21 protein-coding genes are annotated in these 21,331 nt (G+C 46.5%); 17 read left to right on the top strand and 4 right to left on the bottom strand.

The window, feature by feature from the left end; all coding sequences use genetic code 11:
* The first annotated feature begins 33 nt into the window (after positions 1 to 33).
* The 10 genes from dapA to hpf all read left to right on the top strand — a co-directional run bounded on the left by dapA (position 34) and on the right by hpf (position 9,238).
* The gene (gene dapA / locus H8S54_RS15570; RefSeq protein WP_117851230.1) at positions 34 to 927 is read left to right on the top strand and encodes a 4-hydroxy-tetrahydrodipicolinate synthase; all 894 of its coding nucleotides are present in this window, start codon (positions 34 to 36) and stop codon (positions 925 to 927) included.
* 17 nt (positions 928 to 944) lie between these two features.
* Entirely contained in the window at positions 945 to 1,703 is a 759-nt protein-coding gene (gene dapB, locus H8S54_RS15565; RefSeq protein WP_021925712.1) for a 4-hydroxy-tetrahydrodipicolinate reductase, read from the top strand.
* Positions 1,704 to 1,953: 250 nt separating this feature from the next.
* Positions 1,954 to 2,832, top strand: a complete 879-nt coding sequence (locus H8S54_RS15560) for an ABC transporter substrate-binding protein (RefSeq protein ID WP_147342986.1) — start codon at positions 1,954 to 1,956, stop codon at positions 2,830 to 2,832.
* Between the two features lie 100 nt (positions 2,833 to 2,932).
* Entirely contained in the window at positions 2,933 to 3,430 is a 498-nt protein-coding gene (locus H8S54_RS15555; protein ID WP_186901783.1) for an amino acid ABC transporter permease, read from the top strand.
* Positions 3,431 to 4,171 (top strand): amino acid ABC transporter ATP-binding protein, encoded by a 741-nt coding sequence (locus H8S54_RS15550; protein WP_021925709.1) that lies wholly within the window; start codon positions 3,431 to 3,433, stop codon positions 4,169 to 4,171.
* Between the two features lie 6 nt (positions 4,172 to 4,177).
* Positions 4,178 to 5,791 carry an N-acyl-D-amino-acid deacylase family protein gene (locus H8S54_RS15545; RefSeq protein ID WP_117851222.1) on the top strand — a complete coding sequence of 538 codons (1,614 nt, stop codon included), beginning with the start codon at positions 4,178 to 4,180 and terminating at the stop codon, positions 5,789 to 5,791.
* Positions 5,792 to 5,806: 15 nt separating this feature from the next.
* On the top strand, positions 5,807 to 6,994 hold the full coding sequence (locus H8S54_RS15540) for a YgeY family selenium metabolism-linked hydrolase (RefSeq protein ID WP_186901782.1): 1,188 nt from the start codon (positions 5,807 to 5,809) through the stop codon (positions 6,992 to 6,994).
* Between the two features lie 145 nt (positions 6,995 to 7,139).
* On the top strand, positions 7,140 to 7,586 hold the full coding sequence (locus tag H8S54_RS15535) for a hypothetical protein (protein ID WP_117851217.1): 447 nt from the start codon (positions 7,140 to 7,142) through the stop codon (positions 7,584 to 7,586).
* Positions 7,587 to 7,747: 161 nt separating this feature from the next.
* Entirely contained in the window at positions 7,748 to 8,518 is a 771-nt protein-coding gene (gene hisA / locus H8S54_RS15530) for a phosphoribosylformimino-5-aminoimidazole carboxamide ribotide isomerase (RefSeq protein ID WP_021925705.1), read from the top strand.
* Between the two features lie 192 nt (positions 8,519 to 8,710).
* Positions 8,711 to 9,238 (top strand): ribosome hibernation-promoting factor, HPF/YfiA family, encoded by a 528-nt coding sequence (gene hpf / locus H8S54_RS15525; protein WP_021925704.1) that lies wholly within the window; start codon positions 8,711 to 8,713, stop codon positions 9,236 to 9,238.
* Between the two features lie 128 nt (positions 9,239 to 9,366).
* Here hpf and H8S54_RS15520 read toward each other — a convergent pair whose 3' ends face one another.
* The gene (locus H8S54_RS15520) at positions 9,367 to 9,987 is read right to left on the bottom strand and encodes a 4'-phosphopantetheinyl transferase family protein (RefSeq protein ID WP_186901781.1); all 621 of its coding nucleotides are present in this window, start codon (positions 9,985 to 9,987) and stop codon (positions 9,367 to 9,369) included.
* Between the two features lie 228 nt (positions 9,988 to 10,215).
* Here H8S54_RS15520 and secA point away from each other — a divergent pair, with 228 nt between their 5' ends.
* A complete protein-coding gene (gene secA, locus H8S54_RS15515) occupies positions 10,216 to 12,792 on the top strand; it encodes a preprotein translocase subunit SecA (RefSeq protein ID WP_117851211.1) in 2,577 nt (858 codons plus the stop codon).
* A gap of 208 nt (positions 12,793 to 13,000) precedes the next feature.
* Here secA and H8S54_RS15510 read toward each other — a convergent pair whose 3' ends face one another.
* Positions 13,001 to 13,870, bottom strand: a complete 870-nt coding sequence (locus H8S54_RS15510; RefSeq protein ID WP_117851208.1) for a helix-turn-helix domain-containing protein — start codon at positions 13,868 to 13,870, stop codon at positions 13,001 to 13,003.
* Between the two features lie 178 nt (positions 13,871 to 14,048).
* On the opposite strand from H8S54_RS15510, the gene dapF reads away from it, so the two are divergent.
* Positions 14,049 to 14,897: a diaminopimelate epimerase gene (dapF, locus tag H8S54_RS15505; protein WP_021925700.1), complete on the top strand. Its 849-nt coding sequence runs from the start codon at positions 14,049 to 14,051 to the stop codon at positions 14,895 to 14,897.
* 168 nt (positions 14,898 to 15,065) lie between these two features.
* Here the strand turns inward: dapF and H8S54_RS15500 are convergent, their stop codons facing one another.
* Together H8S54_RS15500 and H8S54_RS15495 are read right to left on the bottom strand one after the other, a co-directional pair.
* Positions 15,066 to 15,551, bottom strand: a complete 486-nt coding sequence (locus tag H8S54_RS15500; protein ID WP_117851205.1) for a Gx transporter family protein — start codon at positions 15,549 to 15,551, stop codon at positions 15,066 to 15,068.
* A gap of 4 nt (positions 15,552 to 15,555) precedes the next feature.
* On the bottom strand, positions 15,556 to 15,930 hold the full coding sequence (locus H8S54_RS15495; protein WP_021925698.1) for a NusG domain II-containing protein: 375 nt from the start codon (positions 15,928 to 15,930) through the stop codon (positions 15,556 to 15,558).
* Positions 15,931 to 16,250: 320 nt separating this feature from the next.
* Between H8S54_RS15495 and prfB the strand changes: the two genes are divergently transcribed.
* From prfB to H8S54_RS15470, 5 genes are all read left to right on the top strand, one after another.
* Positions 16,251 to 17,376, top strand: a protein-coding gene (prfB, locus tag H8S54_RS15490) for a peptide chain release factor 2 (RefSeq protein ID WP_186901787.1) whose coding sequence is annotated in 2 segments (ribosomal slippage) — positions 16,251 to 16,325 and positions 16,327 to 17,376 — 1,125 coding nt in all. Because the reading frame shifts where the segments join, the coding sequence is not laid out codon by codon here.
* A gap of 51 nt (positions 17,377 to 17,427) precedes the next feature.
* Positions 17,428 to 17,880, top strand: coding sequence for an ACT domain-containing protein (locus H8S54_RS15485; RefSeq protein ID WP_021925696.1), 453 nt, complete (start codon positions 17,428 to 17,430; stop codon positions 17,878 to 17,880).
* 7 nt (positions 17,881 to 17,887) lie between these two features.
* On the top strand, positions 17,888 to 19,105 hold the full coding sequence (locus H8S54_RS15480; protein ID WP_186901780.1) for a homoserine dehydrogenase: 1,218 nt from the start codon (positions 17,888 to 17,890) through the stop codon (positions 19,103 to 19,105).
* 22 nt (positions 19,106 to 19,127) lie between these two features.
* Positions 19,128 to 20,336 (top strand): aspartate kinase, encoded by a 1,209-nt coding sequence (locus H8S54_RS15475; RefSeq protein WP_117851199.1) that lies wholly within the window; start codon positions 19,128 to 19,130, stop codon positions 20,334 to 20,336.
* A 19-nt stretch (positions 20,337 to 20,355) separates the two neighbouring features.
* The gene (locus H8S54_RS15470; RefSeq protein WP_186901779.1) at positions 20,356 to 21,243 is read left to right on the top strand and encodes a DegV family protein; all 888 of its coding nucleotides are present in this window, start codon (positions 20,356 to 20,358) and stop codon (positions 21,241 to 21,243) included.
* Positions 21,244 to 21,331 lie beyond the last annotated feature (88 nt).

The raw sequence follows: 21,331 nt of genomic DNA, 5'->3' as shown, positions 1-21,331 counted from the left end.
AACGATACACAAGGATGAATAGGAGGAAGTAAAATGGCAATTTTCAAAGGCGCAGGCGTTGCAATCGTAACCCCCATGCATGAAGATGGAAAAGTAAATTATGAGAAACTGGAAGAACTTCTGGAGTACCAGATTGCCAACAGTACAGATGCGATCATTATCTGCGGTACCACAGGCGAGTCTTCTACCCTGACACATGGAGAGCATCTTCAGACGATCAAATTCGCAATTGACAAGGTAGCCGGAAGAGTTCCTGTAATCGCAGGTACAGGCTCCAATTGTACAGAGACTGCAATTATGATGTCTCAGGAAGCTGCTTCTTACGGAGCTGACGCTCTTCTGATCGTAACTCCATATTACAACAAGGCAAGCCAGAAGGGACTGATCCGTCACTACACAGAGATTGCGAATTCCGTGCCGGATACTCCGATCATTATGTATAACGTACCAAGCCGTACAGGCTGCAATATCCAGCCTGCCACAGCAGTCACACTTGCCAAGAATGTGAAGAACATTGTAGGAATCAAGGCTGCAAGCGGAGATCTTTCCCAGATCGCCAAGATGATGTCCATGGCTGACGGATGCCTTGAGCTTTATTCCGGAAATGATGATCAGGTACTTCCGATCCTTTCTCTTGGAGGACTTGGTGTAATCTCCGTATTATCCAACGTTGCTCCGAAGAACACCCATGACATGGTTATGAAATTTATGGAAGGTGATCTTGCAGGTGCTGCCAAGCTTCAGCTGGATGCTGTTCCGCTGATCAACGCATTGTTCTGCGAGGTAAACCCGATTCCGGTTAAGACTGCCCTGAACCTGATGGGATGGAAGGTCGGACCGACCCGTATGCCTCTTTGCGAGATGGAGACAGAGAATGAGGAGAGACTGAAGAAGGCTCTTACAGATTACGGAATTAAGCTTGCATAAGAGAGGAAGTAATTACAATGGTTAAAATTATTATGCACGGATGCAATGGTCACATGGGACAGGTTATCTCCGAAATCGTTGAGAAGGATCCCAATGCCCAGATCGTAGCAGGAATTGACATTGCAGACCAGGGGAAAAACAGCTATCCGGTATTCACAAATATTGATGAGTGCCAGGTAGAGGCAGATGCTGTCATCGATTTTTCCTCACCCAAGGCTTTTGACAAGCTGATGGATTATTGTGAGAAAAGAAATATGCCGGTTGTTCTTTGCACCACAGGTTTAAGCGAGGAGCAGCTTGCCAGAGTAGAAGAGAGTGCGAAGAAGATCGCAGTTCTCAAATCTGCCAACATGTCCCTTGGAATCAACACTCTTCTGAAGCTGGTTCAGGATGCTGCCAAAGTTCTGGCAACAGCCGGCTTTGACATGGAGATCGTGGAGAAGCATCACAACCTGAAGGTGGATGCCCCAAGCGGAACTGCCCTTGCCCTTGCAGACAGCCTGAATGAGGCAATGGACAATCAGTATCATTATGTATATGACCGCAGCCAGAGAAGAGAGAAGCGCGATGCTAAGGAAATCGGTATTTCTGCAGTGCGCGGCGGCTCTATCGTTGGAGAGCATGAGGTAATTTTTGCCGGCCAGGACGAAGTAATCGAGTTCAAGCATACCGCATATTCTAAGGCAATATTTGGCAAAGGCGCTGTAGAAGCAGCCAAATATCTTGCCGGAAAACCAGCCGGAAGATACGATATGAGCGATGTGATCGCTGGCTAAGATATACAAAAAAAGTAAAAGTCATACAAAAAAATTGTTGAATTTATGGATTTACAGACAGGAATCTGTTTGCTATAATTCCACCATAACAAGTTGCAACGGAGCAAACTACTAAGTGGTTTGCTCCGTTTTTTATTTGCAGAAAGGGCTGCCGTCAGGCGGCCTTTTTGCGTATCATCAGCTGGAAGATAAGATAGTATTTTCTGCGCAGGCTATCTGTACCGGCGAGAGTCAGAGAGGAGAAATCATTATGAGAAAAACAGCAAAAGCAATGGCACTTCTTACAGCAGCATCTATGATCATGACCGCTTTTACTCCGGTATATGCAGAGAGTACAGATGACACTGCAGCAGTAGACTGGGAAAAAGGAGACAACATTAAAGCAATCAAGGAAAAAGGCGTGATCACAGTAGCAACCGGAACTTATGTACCTTTTGAGTACCGTGATGACGACAACAATATTGTAGGGTTTGACATTGACCTGGCTCAGTATATTGCAGATAAGCTGGGGGTGGATATGGAAGTGACAGACATGGAATTCCAGTCCATTGTTCCATCCATCCAGAACGGAGAATATGATTTTTCCATCGCAGCCATGTATAAAACAGATGAGCGCTGCGAGGTCGTGGACATGTCCAAATCCTATTGCGACAGCGGTATGATCCTTGCGGTAAAAGAAGATTCCGAATATGCAGACACCATCAAGAGCCTGGCTGACTGTGATGGCCTGAAGGTAGCAGTAAAGGAAGGTGCAACCTCCTACAATGTGGCACAGAGCTTCCTGGATGAAAACCCGGATGTTTCTTATGAAATCGTTCAGTATAAAGATACCGTTGGATGCGTTTCCGATCTTCTTGCAGGCCGTGTGGATGTTGTAGTCAATGACCTTCTGAATCAGAAGATCCTTTCCCAGGAATATGAGGGAACCAAGATCGTATGTGATCCATTCACACATGCAGAGAATGCAATTGCAGTACAGAAAGGAAAAGATGACCTGCTTGCATTTATCAACGAGTGCATTGACGACTACTATGCAGACGGCACTTACGATGCACTGTGGACAAAATGGATCGATGCTTCCGGAGATGGAGAGGAAGCCGCTTCCGCAGCAGAGGATACTGCAGAATAAGATAAGAACAAGGCAGAAAAACGTGTTACTGTGAGCAGTAACAAAAAAGTAAGAAAGAAAGGATAAACCGGCTATCTTTACTGGTCACAGGGTAAATAGTATGGTAACATTGAAATGGTCACTTGTATTTGACAAAATGTCATCACTGCTTCATGGATGTGCAGTGACGATGGAAATATCGATTCTGACGCTTATATTTGGTACGGTTCTTGGCGTAGTGCTGGCGCTGATGCGCGACAGCCGCGTGAAGATCGTGGCAAGGATCGCACAGCTTTATAGTATCCATGCTATTGACCCTGGACAAAGAGAAGCAGCCAAGGCTCTGGGAATGCCCTGGCATCTGGAGATGCTCCGGATCGTGGCACCCCAGGCAACCAAGATCTGTATTCTGCCTTTGGTGAACCAGTTTATTGCAACCATTAAGAATACCTCCATTTTATCAGCCATAACACTGACAGAGCTTACCAGGGAGGGAACTCTGATCGCCTACAATTCTTTCCATTATTTTGAGCCGTACATAGCGGTTGCGGTATTGTACCTGATCCTGACAACTATATTTACCCAGCTTGCAGGAGTTCTGGAAAGGAGGATGGCATAAATGGCAGAGGACGTAATCTTAAGCGTAAAAAATATCAGCAAGTGCTTCGGAGATCTGGAAGTACTTAAAGGAATCAGCTTCGACATCCACAAAGGGGAAAAGATCGCAATTCTGGGACCCAGCGGTTCCGGCAAATCCACCATTCTCCGCTGCATCAACCAGCTGGAAACCTATGATTCCGGTGAGATTGATTACATGGGAAAATCAGTGGACTCCGGCCAGGCGCTTCACCAGCTGAGACAGCATATTGGAATGGTGTTCCAGAGATTTAATGTGTTTACCCATATGAGTGTTCTGCAGAATGTGATCGAGGCACCTGTCCATGTGAAAAAGGTTCCAAAGCAGGAGGCTGTCACCCGGGCCAAGGAGCTTCTGAAAATGGTTGGCCTGGAAGGCAGGGAGGATGCCATGGCGAAGAACCTTTCCGGCGGACAGCAGCAGAGGGTTGCAATTGCCAGAGCTATGGCCATGGATCCGGAAGTGATCCTTTTCGATGAGCCTACAAGTGCACTGGATCCGGAACTGGTTGGAGAGGTATTAAACGTCATCCGTAAGGTAGCAGCAGAGGGCGTTTCCATGGTAATTGTAACCCATGAGATGAATTTTGCCCGGGAGGTTGCAGACAGGATTTTGTTTATGGAAGATGGCGTGATCGTGGAGGATGCGTCTCCGGAAGAATTTTTTGAACATCCAAAGAATGAGCGTATTCGTCAGTTTATCAGGAAAGTTGAGGAAAGATAATTCAGGATGGACTACATAATCAAAAACGGCTGGATCGTAAATGGAAAGAATGAAAAGCCTTTTTACGGCGATCTGGCAGTAAAAAATGGTAAAATTGAGGAAGTGGGGGAGCACATTGAAGTCCCCTCTGACTTCTCCGGAAAATGTGTCCTGGATGCGGCCGGTGGGTATGTAACCCCCGGCTTTATTGACATTCACAGGCACGGCGACTGGCAGGCTTTTGGAAATGGTGATGATGAGCTTTTGAACAGGCAGGGGCTTACCACTGTGGTAAATGGAAACTGCGGACTGTCTGTGGCGCCAGTCGGGGAGAAGTTTAGAGAAGAGATTGCAGGTTTTTTGAGCAGCGTTACGGGAGAAGTTCGGCAGGGACAGGCAGACGTTATGTCAACCATGTCATCCTACCTGGCTGCTCTTTCCAAAGAGAAACGCAGCGTCAACACTGGAATGCTTGCCGGAAACGGAACCATTCGTGCCGGAGTAAAGGGCTATGCCCCCGGAAAGCTGTCTGATGAGGAAATGCACCAGGTTTGGAATGCATTGGAGGAATCCCTTGCAGCCGGCGCTCTTGGAGTCAGCCTTGGAGTCGCCTATGCACCGGAATTTGAATATGACAGGGATGGGCTTGCGCAGGCACTGCAGCCGTTGAAAGGAACTGGAATTCCCATTACCACCCATGTGCGCAACGAAGGGGACGGAATCCTTCTGGCTTTGCAGGAGGTGATTTCAGTAGCGGAGGAACTTCAGATTCCGCTGCATGTAAGCCATCTGAAATGCATCGGACAGAAAAACTGGGGCGATACGCCTGTGAAGATCCTGCAGCTGTTTGATCAGGCGGCAGAGCGGGGCGTGAAAGTGGATTTTGATCTGTATCCCTATCTGACAGGTTCCACCCAGCTGGTACATCTGCTTCCTCCGCAGTTTCAGGAGGGCGGCACAGACGCCATCTGTGCGAGACTGGCAGACCCGGCATGCCGGAAGGAAATTACCAAAGTACTGCAGCAGCCCTCGGATATTTTTGAAAACATTGTGGAACTGGCTGGCTTTGAGCGGATTTATGCCAGTACCTTGCATACGCAGCAGTTTGGAAGCTATGCAGGCCAGTCCATTTCGGCTATTGCGAAGCAGCTGGGAAAAGATCCTTATGATACCCTTTACGACATTCTTCTTGCGGAGCGCTGTCAGGTTACCATGCTGGATACCATCGCCTCCGAGGAGGATATGCTTTATTTTCTGAAGGACAGCCGCGCAAACCTGATCTCCGATGCCATATATCCGGCTGGCGGAAAATATCATCCAAGAGTTTACGGCGCTTTTCCGAAGCTTCTAACCGATTATGTAAGAGACCGGAATGTTTTTTCCATAGAAGAAGCCGTGTATAAAATGACAGCAAAACCAGCCGCCGTTCTGGGCCTGAACCGTGGGATACTCCAAAAAGGAATGCCAGCAGATATAAACGTATTTCATCTGGACAAGCTTCAGATTCACGCAGATTTCCAGAACCCGGATCAGTACTGCACCGGATTTGATTACGTACTGGTTGGCGGGGAGATTGCAGTGGAGAAAGATCAGTACCGAAATTCAAAAAGCGGAGTACTCCAGAGACGCTCTGGAAATTGAAAAGGAAGGAAAGCCATGAAACTGACCGAAGAAAGAAAAGAGGAAGTCCTTGCTCTTTGCAAAAAACTGATTTCTATCCGAAGTTATTCCGGCGAGGAAAAGGGCGTTGCAGATGCACTGAAGGATTTCATGAAGGAGAAGAAATTTGACCAGATCACAACTGACAAATACGGAAATGTGATCGGACAGATCAAAGGCACGAAACCTGGCAGAAAAGTTTTGTTTGATGGACATATGGATACGGTTCCGGCAGACAATAAAGAGGTCTGGAGCCATGATCCTTTCGTGCCAGTGGTAGAGGACGGCAAATTATATGGAAGAGGAACCTCTGATATGAAAGGGGCTGTGGCGGCATTTTTCTGCGCAGCAGCATATTTCCTGGAAGACCACGGAAAGAATTTTGCCGGGGAAATCCATACAGCAGGTGTGGTTCACGAGGAATGCTTCGAGGGCGTAGCGGCCAGAAGTATCAGTGAACTGGTGAATCCAGACTATGTTGTGATCGGTGAAGCATCAGGGCTGAACATTAAGACCGGACAGCGGGGAAGGGCAGAAATCCTTCTGGAAACCTTTGGAAAAGCAGCTCATTCCGCAAACCCGGAAAAGGGCGTGAATGCGGTGAAGAAAATGTGCAGGCTGATCAGTGAATTAGACAAGCTTCAACCACCTGTCCATGAGCAGCTTGGAAAAGGAATCATGGAAGTGACGGATATTATTTCTTCCCCATATCCAGGAGCTTCGGTGGTGCCGGAGTACTGCCGTGCCACCCTGGACCGTCGGCTTCTCACCGGTGAGACGAAAGAAAGCGTCCTGGCTCCTGTTAAGGAACTGATTGCAAGGCTGGAAAAAGAAGATCCTCAGTTTTCGGCAAAGGCTTCCTTTTCTGTTGGAAAAGAGAAATGCTATACGGACGCGGAAATTCAGGGTGAGCGCTTTTTCCCGGGCTGGTACTATGATCCAAAAGAAGACTATATTCAGAAAATTCTTGGAAAAGTCCGGGAGGCAGGCTACGATCCGGAACTTACCCAGTATAGCTTTTGCACCAACGGCAGCCACTATGCAGGCGAAAAAGGAATTCCCACCATCGGACTTGGCCCTTCCAGGGAAGACCTGGCTCATACGGTGGATGAGTATGTGGAGCTGACTCAGCTTTTCGGGGGTGTGGAATGTTATTATGCGGTGATGGAGGCTTTGCTGCTGTAAGATGTTTCATGCCTGCCTGAGGTAGATCGGCAGCATATAAATGGAAAATTATGCCAGAATAGTTTTTGCTCATCTGTACATATTAGGAATACAAAGCAGCAGTATTTTCAGCTGAAAATATTCTTAAGAAAAGGAGACAGATGAGATGAAAAAAACAAAACGTATGCTCATAAGTGCTTTGCTGGTATTTACATTATGTATGCTTACCGCCTGCGGCAATAACAACAACGCGGCGGACGAGGTTCCAAACACCGCAAATGACGGTATAGATAACGTAGGAGATGGAGCCGCAGAGGACAACCTGACAGATGACGCGGACAATAATGGAAACGATGATGGAAACAACGGAACAGACGGTAACATGGCTGGCGATACAGCAGTACCGGATGATGCAAACACCGCAAATGACGGCACTGCAGTTCCTGGTAACAATGTAACCGAGAACAACAATTCCGTTTCCGGCGCCATTGGCGAGGGCGTGGAAGACTTAGGAGACGGTGTGGCAGACGGCGTCCGGGACATCGGGGAAGGTGTAGGAAATGCCGTGGAAGATGTTGGTGATGCGGCAGGCAATGCCGCAGACGGAAGATAAGGAGTAAGAGATAGCGCTGGATGAAGCAGATAAAAGCTTTGTTCAGCGCTTTATTTATATGCAGATCAATTAATATTTGCATAAGAATTAGTTGAATGCTATTATTAACAGAAGATTCAAGTAAATAATAGGTTTGACATCCAATGACAAGGAGGAAGATCATGAGATTTCGACCATGTATCGATATACATAACGGAAAAGTAAAGCAGATCATAGGTGGAAGCCTTCGGGATACAGGAAACCAGGCACAGGAGAACTTTGTTTCCCAGCAGGACGGAGCCTTTTATGCATCTTTATATAAAGAAAAAGACCTGAAAGGCGGCCACATCATACTTCTGAACCGCGCAGATTCCGAATACTTTGAAGCAACCAGAAAGCAGGCCTTTCTTGCACTTGGCGCATATCCCGGCGGCCTGCAGCTTGGAGGCGGCGTAACCCCGGACAATGCCGCAGAATACTTAAATGCAGGCGCCAGCCATGTGATCGTCACCTCCTATGTTTTCCGCGACGGTCACATCTCCTGGGAAAACCTGGAGAAAATGGTACAGGCAGTAGGCAAAGAGCACCTGGTCCTGGATCTCAGCTGCCGGAAAAAAGGGAATGCCTACTACGTGGTCACAGACCGCTGGCAGAAATTTACAGAAGAACAGGTAACCTTGGACCTGATGGAAAAACTGGGCGGATACTGCGATGAATTTCTCATCCACGCAGTAGATGTGGAAGGCAAAGCCAAAGGCGTAGAAGTTCCCCTAGCAAAGCTGCTGGGCGAATATAAGGGACATCCAGTAACCTACGCAGGCGGCGTTGGCAGCATGGAAGACATCCAGATTCTGAAGCAGGCGGCCAGGGGAAAAGTGGATGTAACAGTGGGAAGCGCACTGGATCTGTTCGGTGGAACCATACCCTTTACAAATTTGATTGGAGAACTTTAATCCTACAGTTCTGACTATGTCAAACCTGACATAAAATAGAGTGGGAAAATTACAAGTGAGTGAAAATTTCGCTGCTTTTGGAAAAGTATCCGGCAAGTTTGTGAAAAAATTCGTAATTTTTTCAGAAAATGATGTTAATTTCTGAATTAATGTGTTATAATATAGCCATCAAACAGCAAAGGGGATGGAAGCATGAAATTCATTATCAGCGGAAAGAACATCACAGTGACAGACGGGCTTCGTACAGCAGTTGAGGACAAGCTCGGTAAACTGGAAAGGTATTTCACTCCTGACACTGAAGTTGTCGTAACTCTTAGTGTAGAAAAAGAAAGACAGAAAATTGAGGTGACGATCCCGGTTAAGGGCAACATCATCCGTTCCGAGCAGGTCAGCAACGACATGTATGTGTCAATCGACCTTGTTGAGGAAGTAATCGAACGTCAGCTCAGGAAATACAAGAACAAGATTGTAGACAAGCAGCAGGCAGCAGCCAGCTTCCAGAAGGCATACCTGGATAAGGAATATGAGGAGGATGAGGAAGTTAAGATCATCCGTACCAAGAAATTTGATATCAAGCCTATGTATCCGGAAGATGCATGTGTTCAGATGGAGCTTCTTGGACATAATTTCTTCGTATTCTGCAATGCAGAGACCGATCAGGTGAATGTTGTTTACAAACGTAAAGGCAGCACCTATGGATTGATTGAGCCGGAAGATTAAGGACAACAGCTTCCTAAATTGAAAATTAAATAGAGGAAATATGAGAGTCCCGGAGGCTATGCTTCCGGGACTTTTTACTCAAAGCAGCTTGCAGACGGACTTTTTCAAAACTGCTCTGAAGCAGGGAATTACGAAAGCTCTGCCAGCAGCTGCTTCGCAGATACTTTCATAACAGGCAGTTCCTGTCCGCTATAAGTGCTGTAGGCCAGGAATCCGGCGCCGTTTTCCAGGGGAATAGCACGGGTATGAATCTCCGGGTGAAGCACCAGAATATCCCGGAAGCTGCTCGTAATCCCTTCCCCGGTCAGCTTTCCCACGCTTTCCTTCATGGCCCAGATCCGGCAGAAATTAAGATCAGACTTCACAGATGCCTGTTCCTCATCCGTGCAGACCCTTTGCACAAGGAATGGCTTAGCAGGCGTCAGCTTCTGAATATCCAGCCCGATTTCTTCCCTGTGCAGTCCGCAGCCCACAAAGGATCCGCTGTGGCTGAGATTAAAAAAGGGCATATTTTTCCCGGCAAAAAAAGGTTTTCCTGAGGCGGTTTTCTGGAAATCCGGAATTTTTTTCGTTCCGTATTCCTGCCTCATTCCATAAGCCAGAAGAAGCCAGCCCACCGCGGACTGCTTCTGATCTGCAGCCTGCTTAAATCGCAGCACATATTCCCTTCGTTTTGGGGGCAGCAGAGGAAGGCCCCGTTCCAGCTGTTCTTGTGAAAAAATATCAAGTTCCTCGAAAAGATAGATCATTTGTCCAAATTCTCCTGAAAAAATTCATCTGATTTCCATTAGTATACCATATTATTTTCCATAAAACCTTTCAGACATAGTTTGTTCATCAAATATTTATTGTTTTCCTACGGAAAAAGTGCTAAAATAGGCTGGTATGTTAAACAAATTGTATAATATTACAGGAAAAGAAATCCGTCATATTCCACAATATGACATCTAAAAATATAGACAGGAGTTAAGAGCTAAATGAACATGTTTTCAAAAGTTTTCGGAAGCCGCAGTCAGAGAGAGGTTAAGCGTATCATGCCTCTCGTTAAGAAAATTGAAGACCTGCGTCCTGAAATGCAGAAATTAACCGACGAAGAACTTCGCGGTAAGACAAGAGAATATAAGAAACGTCTGGAAGAAGGAGCAACCTTGGATGACCTTCTGCCAGAGGCATTTGCTACCGTCCGTGAGGCTGCCAAGCGAGTACTTGGAATGGAGCACTTCGAGGTACAGCTGATCGGTGGTATCGTTCTTCATCAGGGACGTATCGCTGAGATGAAGACTGGTGAAGGTAAGACCCTGGTAGCCACACTTCCATCCTACCTGAATGCGCTGGAAGGCAAGGGCGTTCACGTTGTAACTGTCAATGATTACCTGGCTAAGCGTGATGCTGAGGAGATGGGACAGGTTCACAGATTCCTTGGTCTTACCGTTGGTGTTGTACTGAACGATATGAAGCCGGAAGAGCGCCGTGCAGCATACAACTGCGACATTACTTATGTTACCAATAACGAGCTTGGATTCGATTACCTTCGTGATAACATGGTTATCTACAAGGAGCAGCTGGTACAGCGTGATCTTCACTACTGTATCATCGATGAGGTCGACTCCATCCTGATTGATGAGGCGCGTACCCCTCTGATCATTTCCGGTCAGAGCGGCAAGTCCACCAAGCTGTATGAGGTCTGCGATATTCTTGCACAGCAGCTGGAGCGTGGAGAAGCCAGCCATGAGATGACCAAGATGGCAGCTATCATGGGCGAGGAAGTTATTGAGACCGGAGACTTCGTTGTAAATGAGAAAGACAAGATTGTCAACCTTACTGAGCAGGGTGTGAAGAAGGTTGAGAAATTCTTTAATATTGAGAACCTTGCAGATCCGGAGAACCTTGAGATCCAGCACAACATTATCCTTGCACTTCGTGCCCATAACCTGATGCACCGTGACCAGGATTACGTTGTAAAAGACGACGAGGTTATGATCGTCGATGAGTTTACCGGACGTATTATGCCGGGCCGCCGTTATTCTGACGGACTTCATCAGGCAATCGAGGCGAAGGAGCATGTTAAGGTAAAACGTGAGAGCAAGACTCTTGCAACCATCACCTTCCAGAACTTCTTCAACAAATACGATAAGAAAGGCGGTATGACCGGTACTGCCCTTACCGAGGAGAAGGAGTTCCGTGATATCTACGCAATGGACGTTGTTGAGATTCCGACCAACAAGCCTGTTCAGCGTAAGGATTTAGATGATGCGGTATACATGACCAAGAAGGAGAAATTCAACGCGGTTGTTCAGTCCGTTAAGGAAGCTCATGAGAAACAGCAGCCAGTTCTGGTTGGTACCATCACCATCGAGACTTCCGAGCTTCTCAGCCGTATGCTGAAGAGAGAAGGAATCCAGCACAATGTACTGAATGCCAAGTTCCATGAGCTTGAGGCTGAGATCGTAGCACAGGCTGGTCAGGCAGGTGCCGTTACCATCGCAACCAACATGGCAGGCCGTGGTACAGATATTAAGCTGGATGACGTGGCAAGAGCTGCCGGCGGTCTGAAGATCATCGGTACAGAGCGTCATGAGTCCAGACGTATTGATAACCAGCTCCGTGGACGTTCCGGACGTCAGGGAGATCCGGGAGAATCCCGTTTTTACATTTCCCTTGAGGATGACCTGATGCGTCTGTTCGGTTCCGAGCGTCTGATGAAGGTATTTACTTCCCTTGGAGTTGCAGAGAACGAGCAGATCGAGCACAAGATGCTTTCCAATGCTATTGAGAAGGCACAGGAGAAGATTGAGTTCAACAACTTTGGTATCCGTAAGAATCTTCTTGATTACGACCAGGTAAATAATGAGCAGCGTGAGATCATCTACAAGGAGCGCCGTCAGGTTCTTGATGGAGAGAACATGCGCGATGCCATCTACAAGATGATCACAGATATTGTAGACAATGCAGTGGATATGTGCTTTTCTGATGATGTGGATGCAGAAGAGTGGGATCTGAACGAGTTCAATACCGTTCTTCGCCAGATCATCCCGATCGAGCCTCTTACTCCTGAGAAAGTAAAAGGCAAGAAAAAGAATGAGATGAAGCATCTTATTAAGGAAGAGGCTGTGAAGCTTTATGAAGCTAAGGAGTCTGAGTTCCCGGAGCCGGAGCAGCTGCGTGAGCTTGAGCGTGTCATCCTTCTGAAGAGTATTGACAGCAAGTGGATGGATCACATTGATGATATGGAGATTCTTCGCCAGGGTATCGGCCTGACTGCTTATGGCCAGAGAGATCCGGTTGTTGAGTACAAGATGGCTGCATTTGATATGTTCAACAGCATGATTACTTCCATTCAGGAAGATACAGTCAGAATGCTGTATCATGTTCATGTTGAGCAGAAGATTGAGCGTGAGCAGGTTGCTAAGGTTACCGGAACCAACAAGGACGATTCCAGTGCCCGCAAGCCAGTTCAGCGTAAAGAGATCAAGGTTTACCCGAACGATCCGTGCCCATGCGGAAGCGGCAAGAAATACAAACAGTGCTGCGGCAGAAAAACAGCTAATGTTTAATTTCGTATAAAATAAAGAGCGAATTTCTGGAGAATAGATGTCTCTGGAAAGTCGCTCTTTTTATTTATTTAGATTCCCGGACGCGGTTTTACAATGTATATTCACCGCCGTGCGTCGCAACGTTCCTGAAATGCACGGCTACATGAATATACATTGTAAAGCCGCTGGTTATCGGTAATGAGAATAGGAAAAAAAGCAATTTACTAATTTACTGTAGTTGGCTGGGGGCGGAGCCGAATTGCTTTTTGTAGGCGCGGGAGAAGGTGGTGTAGTCGGAGAAGCCGCTGAGCTGGGCTGCTTTTAAGACGGGGGTTCCCTCGGCAATTTGGGTACGAGCAAGGAGCAGGCGCTTGCTTACGATGTAGTTGTGGATGGTGTAGCCGGTTTCTTCTTTGAATTTGCGCATCATGTGGTACTTGCTGAGATAGTATTTCCGGGCAAGGGTTTCGATGGAGAGGTCTTCGGTCAGATTGTGGTTGATGTAGCGGAGAAGCTCTTCAATCTGGGAGTCGCTGCTGTAGGAGCGGGTGTCGTAGATGTATTGCTTCTCCAGGAAAATGCGGTTTACATAAACCATGAACTGGGTGAAAAGGGCAGTGCCAAGGAGATCACTTCCGAATTTTTCATCCTTCAGGGCGGCCTCCAGTTCGTAGAGCAGCTGCTTTAATTTTTCCTGAGTGCCAGAGTCCAGACGGATCAGATTGAAGCTGCGGTCGATGGCCTTCTGGAAGCAGCGAAGCAGGTCAGTCTGGGCAAGATCGTCCCGGATCCAAAGCACGAAACGCTCATAAGGAACGGAAAAATCAATCTCCGGCTTGTGGATGGCATGCCGGTTCACAAGAAGAATATCCCAGGGCTTCAGATAGTAGGATTTTCCCTCAATGTGGTAAGCTGCCTTGCCGGACAGAAAGATGATGACCTTGTGAAAATCATGATAATGGTAGGCGAAGGTGCGCTTGGTCTGATCCTTGATATGAAAAAGCCGGAATTCCTGATCCAGATATCCGGTTTTTTCTGTAGAAATCTCAGCAGCCGATGCTATGGAAATTTCGGAGGTATCTAATGGTTTGTTTTGCATGCTCTCACTCCTTTTTCTTATTTTATTCCAAAAGCTTTCCTGGCACAACCACAAAATTGCATTTTTTGCAATATAATCCGCAATTTCTCCTATATACATTGGAAAAATAAACGATATACTAGATAGTAGATAAAAACGTGACGGAAATCAAAATTCTGATAAGAAGGGGAATAAAACAATGAGAGACAGCATTATCATGACGAAATATCAGGGCTTTGGAAATGATTATCTGGTGCTTGACGCAAACAAAAACCAGCTGCAGCTTCAGGGCAAAAAAATTGCTCTTCTTTGCCAGCGCGGCTTCGGACTTGGAGCAGACGGTGTTCTGTACGGTCCAGTTGAAATAAATGGAAAAATGGGAATGCGCATTTTCAACTCCGATGGAAGCGAGGCTGCCATCAGCGGAAACGGTGTGTGCATTTTTGCAAAATACCTCATGGACAATGAATATGTGAAAGAGAAAAAATTCGCCATCGAAACCTTATCCGGAACCATCGAAGTAGAATGCCTAAACGCCAGAGCAACGGAATTCCGTGTGAACATGGGCAAGGCATCTTTCCTTTCCAAAGAAATTCCGGTAACAGGAGAAATCCGCGAGGTGATCGACGAGCCGTTCACCTTTAAGGGAAAAGAATACAAGGCAACCTGTCTCACCGTAGGAAATCCGCACTGCATTCTGTTCATGGATCAGGTAACACCTGAGAAAGTGAAAGAACTTGGACCATATGTAGAAAATGCAGAGGAATTCCCGGAAAAAGTAAACTTACAGATCTGCCGCCAGATCGATAAGGGCAACCTGGACATCGAAATCTGGGAGCGCGGCTCCGGTTACACCAAAGCTTCCGGAACAGGAAGCTGCGCAGCAGCCATTGCCGCATACAAAAAAGGCCTCATGGAAAATCGCATCAACGTAAACCAGCCAGGCGGCATGATCCAGATCGACATCAAAGACGACGGAACCATTTTCATGACAGGAACGGTTGGATACATTGCAGATGTAAGTGTAGCAGAGAGCTTTTTCTCTTAAGACAGATTTGAAAAAAGATTTTCTATCAGATATATAAGAACTAAAGTATAGTCCCAAGTTTTTATTCAACACACAGCATCTGGGTCTGGCATATTCCTAAGCTGGTCATTAAGAGCGCGCCGACCAGCGTGGAATATGCCAGGCCCAGATGCGTACGGGACGATTCATTCATGGAATCCTCTTCAGCACTTCGCGTGTCAGCACCCCAATCAGCAGCCCCGTGACAACTCCCGACACCATCAGTGCCGGCGCATAATAATACAGCAGCCCAACCGTATGCGTCGCCGGAATCGCCACCATCAGCTGTCCAATATTATGGGAAACACCTCCAGCCACACTCACGCCCAGATGCCCGAATCCCACCTTATTTTTCACAAAAACCATCACAGCCAGACTAAGAGCTGCCCCCGCCAGACTATACATAATACTGGATCCATTTCCAAACAGAAATCCAACAACAAAAATCCGCACCAGCGAAACCAGCGCCGCCTCTTTCCAGGTATACCGCTCCAGCACAAAAAGCACTGCCAGATTGGCAAGCCCCAGCTTCATCCCCGGAATCCCCGCGAAAAACGGAATCAACGACTCCACATATCCAAAAATAATCGCAATCGCCGCAAACAACCCAAGATAAGCTGTTTTCTTCTGATCCATAATCCTATACTACAGCGTCAAATCCACCATCAGAATCCTGTGGATCTGCATCGCCCTCTCCCTCTCCCTGAATTACTACTTTGTTAGGCAGACATACAATATACCCACCCGCACTTCCAACTGCCGGCTGCTTCATGCAAAGATGATCCGGACAGTTGGCTTCTGTCATCTTCACTTCCCCGTTTTTGATCTCACACACATTGGTATCCCCAATGGCAATCACCTGGTCTTTCCCAAGAGAATAAGTACCGTAAAGCTCCCCATCCACTGTAATCTGGATGGACCCGTATTTCACGTGGGGAAGCACATACACATAAACACAAAGAAGAACCGAAACCGCCAGAAGCGCCCCGATAAATATAAATTCTTTTTTCTTCAAATAAGCTACCTCATTTTTCAAAATTTCGAATACATACCGGTACAGCGAAAGTGAAGCTCCTGCATAGATGCAGTCAGTATGGAATCGTTGCTGTACAAATCCATGATAAAAGAAAAAGTTTCATATTTCAAGTCATAGTAAGGCCTGTTTTTAGAAAATGTTGCAGCAGTCTGTCCTGCACTGCCGCTTTTTATTGTAATTCTGCCTCAAATATGCTATTGTATAGTTTGAAAGTCTGTGTGCCGCCGGGCAAAGGCATGAAGAAACCTTGTATCCAGTGGGCGGCATTGTTGGAGAAATATAAGAAAGAAGGTGAAGCTATGGTTGAATTAGACCAGTTCAAGAGCATTCTTGCAACATACACAGAACCATTAGTGGAAGTGAGGGATTCACTTTGACCTGGCTAACAAGGAAAAGCGGGTTGAAGAATTAGAGCGCGAAATGGAAGCGCCTGATTTCTGGGACAATGCAGAAGTATCCCAGAAGAAAATGAAAGAATTAAAGAGCATGAAGGACGACATGGAAACCTATCAGAATCTGATCACCCAGAAAGAAGATATGGAGACCCTGATCGAGATGAGCTATGAGGAAAATGATCCGTCCATGATCGAGGAGATCCAGGAAATGTTAACCGAGTTCCAGGCTCAGTTTGACAGCATCCGCGTGAAGACTCTTCTCTCCGGAGAGTATGACAGCGAGAATGCCATCATTAAGCTGAATGCAGGAGCCGGCGGAACAGAAGCCTGCGACTGGTGCAGCATGCTGTACCGTATGTACACACGCTGGGCTGAGCGCAAGGGCTTTTCCATCGAAGTACTGGACTATCTGGATGGAGATGAAGCTGGTGTGAAATCCGTTACTTTCCAGGTAAACGGAGAGAACGCATACGGACTTCTGAAGTCTGAGAAAGGAGTTCACCGTCTGGTCCGTATTTCCCCGTTCAACGCAGCTGGAAAGCGTCAGACCTCTTTCGTATCCTGCGATGTAATGCCGGATATTGAGAAAGACCTGGATGTAGAGATCAACGACGAGGATATCCGAATTGATACCTACCGAAGCAGCGGTGCCGGCGGACAGCACATCAACAAGACCTCATCTGCGATCCGTATCACCCATTTCCCAACGGGAATCGTGGTACAGTGTCAGAATGAGCGTTCTCAGCATATGAATAAAGACAAGGCTATGCAGATGCTGAAAGCCAAGCTGTATCTTCTGAAGCAGCAGGAAGCAGAGGCCAAGCTTTCCGGAATCCGCGGTGAGGTAACCGACATCGGCTGGGGCAACCAGATCCGTTCTTACGTTATGCAGCCATACACCATGGTTAAGGATCACCGTACCAACGAGGAAACCGGAAATGTAGATGCAGTTATGGACGGTGCAATTGATATTTTCATCAATGCATATCTGAAATGGATCGCACTTGCGAAGAAACCGGCAGAACAATAAGTAAGAACAGCAGCTGCCAGGTACAGTTCATAGCGGAAAAGGAAGCGCAGAATGCCAAAGACAACAGATAAGAACAAGTATTTTGTAGTAAGAGAGCGGGCTGTGCCTGAGGTGCTGCTGAATGTGGTAGCTGCCAAGAAGCTTCTGGAATCAAAGCGTGTGGCTACTGTTCAGGAAGCAGCAGATGCTGTTGGAATCAGCCGGAGTTCTTTTTATAAATATAAAGATGATATTTTCCCCTTTCACGAAGAAGCCAAGGGAAAAACTATCACATTTATTATACAGATGGATGACGAGCCTGGAATCCTGTCCAATGTTCTTCGCGCAATCGCACAGAACCACGGAAATATTCTGACCATTCATCAGAGTATTCCCATCAGCGGAATCGCCACTCTTACTTTAAGCGTGCAGATCCTTCAGGGTGAAGGAGATGCAGAGGCAATGGTGGACGACATTGAGCAGATGGAAGGAATCCATTATTTAAAAATTTTAGGCAGGGAGTAACGGACAGATGATAAATATTGCAGTGTTAGGATATGGCACAGTTGGAAGCGGTGTAGTGGAAGTGATCCGCACCAACCATGAGACCATTAACAAAAGAGCCGGGGAAGAAATTAAGATCAAGTATGTTCTGGATCTTCGCGATTTCCCAGGTGATCCGGTAGAAGAGGTTCTTGTTCACGATTTTGAGCAGATCGTAAACGATCCGGAGGTAGATATCGTAGTGGAAGTTATGGGTGGAACAGGTGCTGCCTATAATTTTGCAAAGAGAGCTCTTGAAGCTGGCAAGAGCGTGTGTACTTCCAACAAGGCACTGGTTGCCAAATACGGCCCGGAGCTGATGGAGATTGCCAAAGAGAAAGAGATTAACTTTCTTTTTGAGGCAAGCTGCGGCGGTGGAATCCCTATTATCCGTGCTGTGAACAGTTCTCTTACAGCAGATGTGATTGATGAAGTTACGGGAATTCTTAATGGAACTACCAACTATATGCTGGATAAAATGAATACAGAGGGAGCTGATTTTAATACCGTATTAAAGGAAGCACAGGAGAAAGGATACGCAGAAGCAGATCCAACCGCTGATGTGGAAGGACAGGATGCATGCCGTAAGATAGCGATTCTTTCTTCACTTGCATATGGCAGATTCCTGGACTTTGAGAAGGTTTATACAGAGGGAATTACAAAGATCACACCAGAGGATATGGAATATGCAAGAGAGATGGGAAGAAACATTAAGCTTCTTGGCACTAGCAAGAGAGTTGGAGAAGATTCCTTCTATGCGCTTGTGGCACCATTTCTGGTAGGAAAGAATAATCCTCTTCACAGCGTAAACGGTGTGTTCAACAGCATTTTTGTTCATGGAAATATGCTGGGAGATGCTATGTTCTACGGAAGCGGAGCAGGCAAGCTCCCTACTGCAAGTGCAGTTGTTGCTGATGTTGTGGAAGCTTCCAGACATCTTCATGATACAATTCCTGTTAACTGGAGTAATAAAGAGATGACCCTTATGGATCCGGATTCTGTAGAGGGACGTTTCTTTGTCCGTGTAAAAGATACCTCTTTGGATGAAGTGGACAAGGCATTTGGAAAAGTAGATGCAGTGATCGAGCCGGATGCCCTTCCCGAAGAGTTTGGCTTTATTACCGGACTTATGACACAGGGCGAGTATAAAGAGCGGGTTAAGGCACTTGGTGATAATGTACTTGGAATGATCCGTGTAAAAGACTGACCCCTTTGTGAAAGGAAAAACTATGCTGATCGTTAAGAAATTCGGAGGTACTTCTGTAGCAGACAAGGAGCGTATGTTCAATGTTGCAAATCGTTGTATCGAAGAATACAAAAAAGGAAATGACGTAGTGGTGGTTTTATCAGCCATGGGTAAATATACAGATGAGCTGATCAGTAAGGCTCGTGATATGGACGAGAGACCGCCTAAGCGTGAAATGGATATGCTGCTTACTATTGGAGAGCAGATGTCTGTATCTCTGATGGCTATGGCCATGCATACACTTGGCGTTCCTGCCATTTCCCTGAATGCATTTCAGGTGACCATGCATACTACAAGCAGCCATCAGAATGCAAGACTGAAAAGAATCGATACAGAGCGAATCCGCCGTGAACTAGATGCACGCAGAATCGTAATTGTCACAGGCTTCCAGGGGGTAGATAAGTATGACGATTATACTACTCTTGGAAGAGGCGGCTCTGATACCACAGCAGTGGCGCTGGCAGCAGCACTTCATGCAGACGCCTGCGAGATTTATACAGATGTGGACGGCGTATACACAGCCGATCCGCGTAAGGTTCCAACTGCCAGAAAGCTTAAAGAAATCACCTACGATGAGATGCTGGATCTGGCGACTTCAGGAGCGGGCGTGCTTCACAACCGTTCTGTGGAAATGGCAAAGAAATACGGAGTGCCCCTTGTGGTCCGCTCCAGCCTGAATAACAGTGAAGGAACGGTAGTTAAGGAGGTAGTTAGCGTGGAAAGAATGTTGATCAGCGGCGTTGCGCTGGATACAGATGCTGTGAGAATTGCAGTGCTGGGTCTTCGCGATGTGCCTGGTGTTGCATTTAAAGTATTTGATACTCTTGCAAAGAAAAATATAAATGTAGATGTTATCCTGCAGTCTATTGGACGCTCAGGAACTAAAGATATTTCATTTACAGTAAATAAAGATGATCTGGAGGATGCGGTTGCCACTCTGGAAGAGCATAAGGAACGCCTTGGCTTTAAAGAGCTTCATTCAGAAAGGGGCATTGCCAAGCTTTCCATTGTAGGTTCAGGTATGCTCAGTAATCCGGGAGTAGCTGCAAAAATGTTTGAGAGCCTTTATAATGAGGGCGTAAACATCAACATGATCTCCACATCTGAGATCCGTATTACGGTTCTGATTAGCGAGAAAGATGGTGTCCGCGCCATGAATGCGGTTCATGATGCATTTGGTCTTGCAGACTGATGCAAAAAGGAGGGGAAATATGAATAGTTATGTGGTTAGCTGCTGTTCTACAGCAGATCTTACAAAAGAACATTTTGCCAAAAGAAATATTTCCTATATCTGCTTTCATTATGAGCTGAACGGCCAACAATATGCAGATGATCTGGGGCAGTCTATGCCATTTGACCAGTTCTACAAGGCCATGCAGGATGGTGCCACGACCAAGACATCCCAGATAAACGCAGATGAATTTACAGAGTATTTTGAAGGCTTTCTTAAAGAAGGCAAGGATATTCTTCATGTATGCCTGTCCTCTGGTATTACCGGAGTTGTAAATTCTGCAAATATTGCAAGGGAAGAGTTGTCTGAAAAATATCCTGACAGGAAAATTCTGATCGTGGATTCTCTTGGGGCATCCTCCGGATACGGACTTCTTATGGATCGCCTGGCAGATTTGAGGGATGAGGGCAAAACCATAGAAGAGGTTTATCAGTGGGCAGAGGCGCATAAACTGAATCTGCATCATTGGTTTTTTTCCACAGATCTGACCTTCTACATCAGAGGAGGCCGTATTTCCAAAACAAGCGGATTTTTTGGCACAATGCTGAATATTTGTCCGCTTTTGAATATGGATGATCAGGGCAGACTGATTCCAAGATATAAGATTCGTACCAAGAAAAAAGTAATTCATGCTATTGTGGACAAAATGGAAGAATATGCAGAGGGTGGTCTTGATTACTCCGGTAAATGCTATATTTCTCAGTCTGCCTGCATTGAAGATGCAAGAGAAGTTGCAAGACTGGTAGAGGAGCGTTTTCCTAAGCTTAACGGAAAGGTTGAGATTAACAGCATTGGAACTACCATTGGAAGCCATACAGGCCCAGGTACTGTGGCCTTGTTTTTCTGGGGAAGCAAGAGAACTGCATAGTTGGGGACTGTTTTCCCAATTTCAAACACGCTCTGATTTTCAGGCCGGGATGTACTAAAATCCCGGCTTGCTGTTTCACTGCAAAGGA

Source organism: Blautia segnis (assembly GCF_014287535.1).
Taxonomy (GTDB): domain Bacteria; phylum Bacillota; class Clostridia; order Lachnospirales; family Lachnospiraceae; genus Blautia_A; species Blautia_A acetigignens.
The sequence above is the reverse complement of the archived record's forward strand: the minus strand, read 5'-3'. Positions and strand labels throughout refer to the sequence as shown.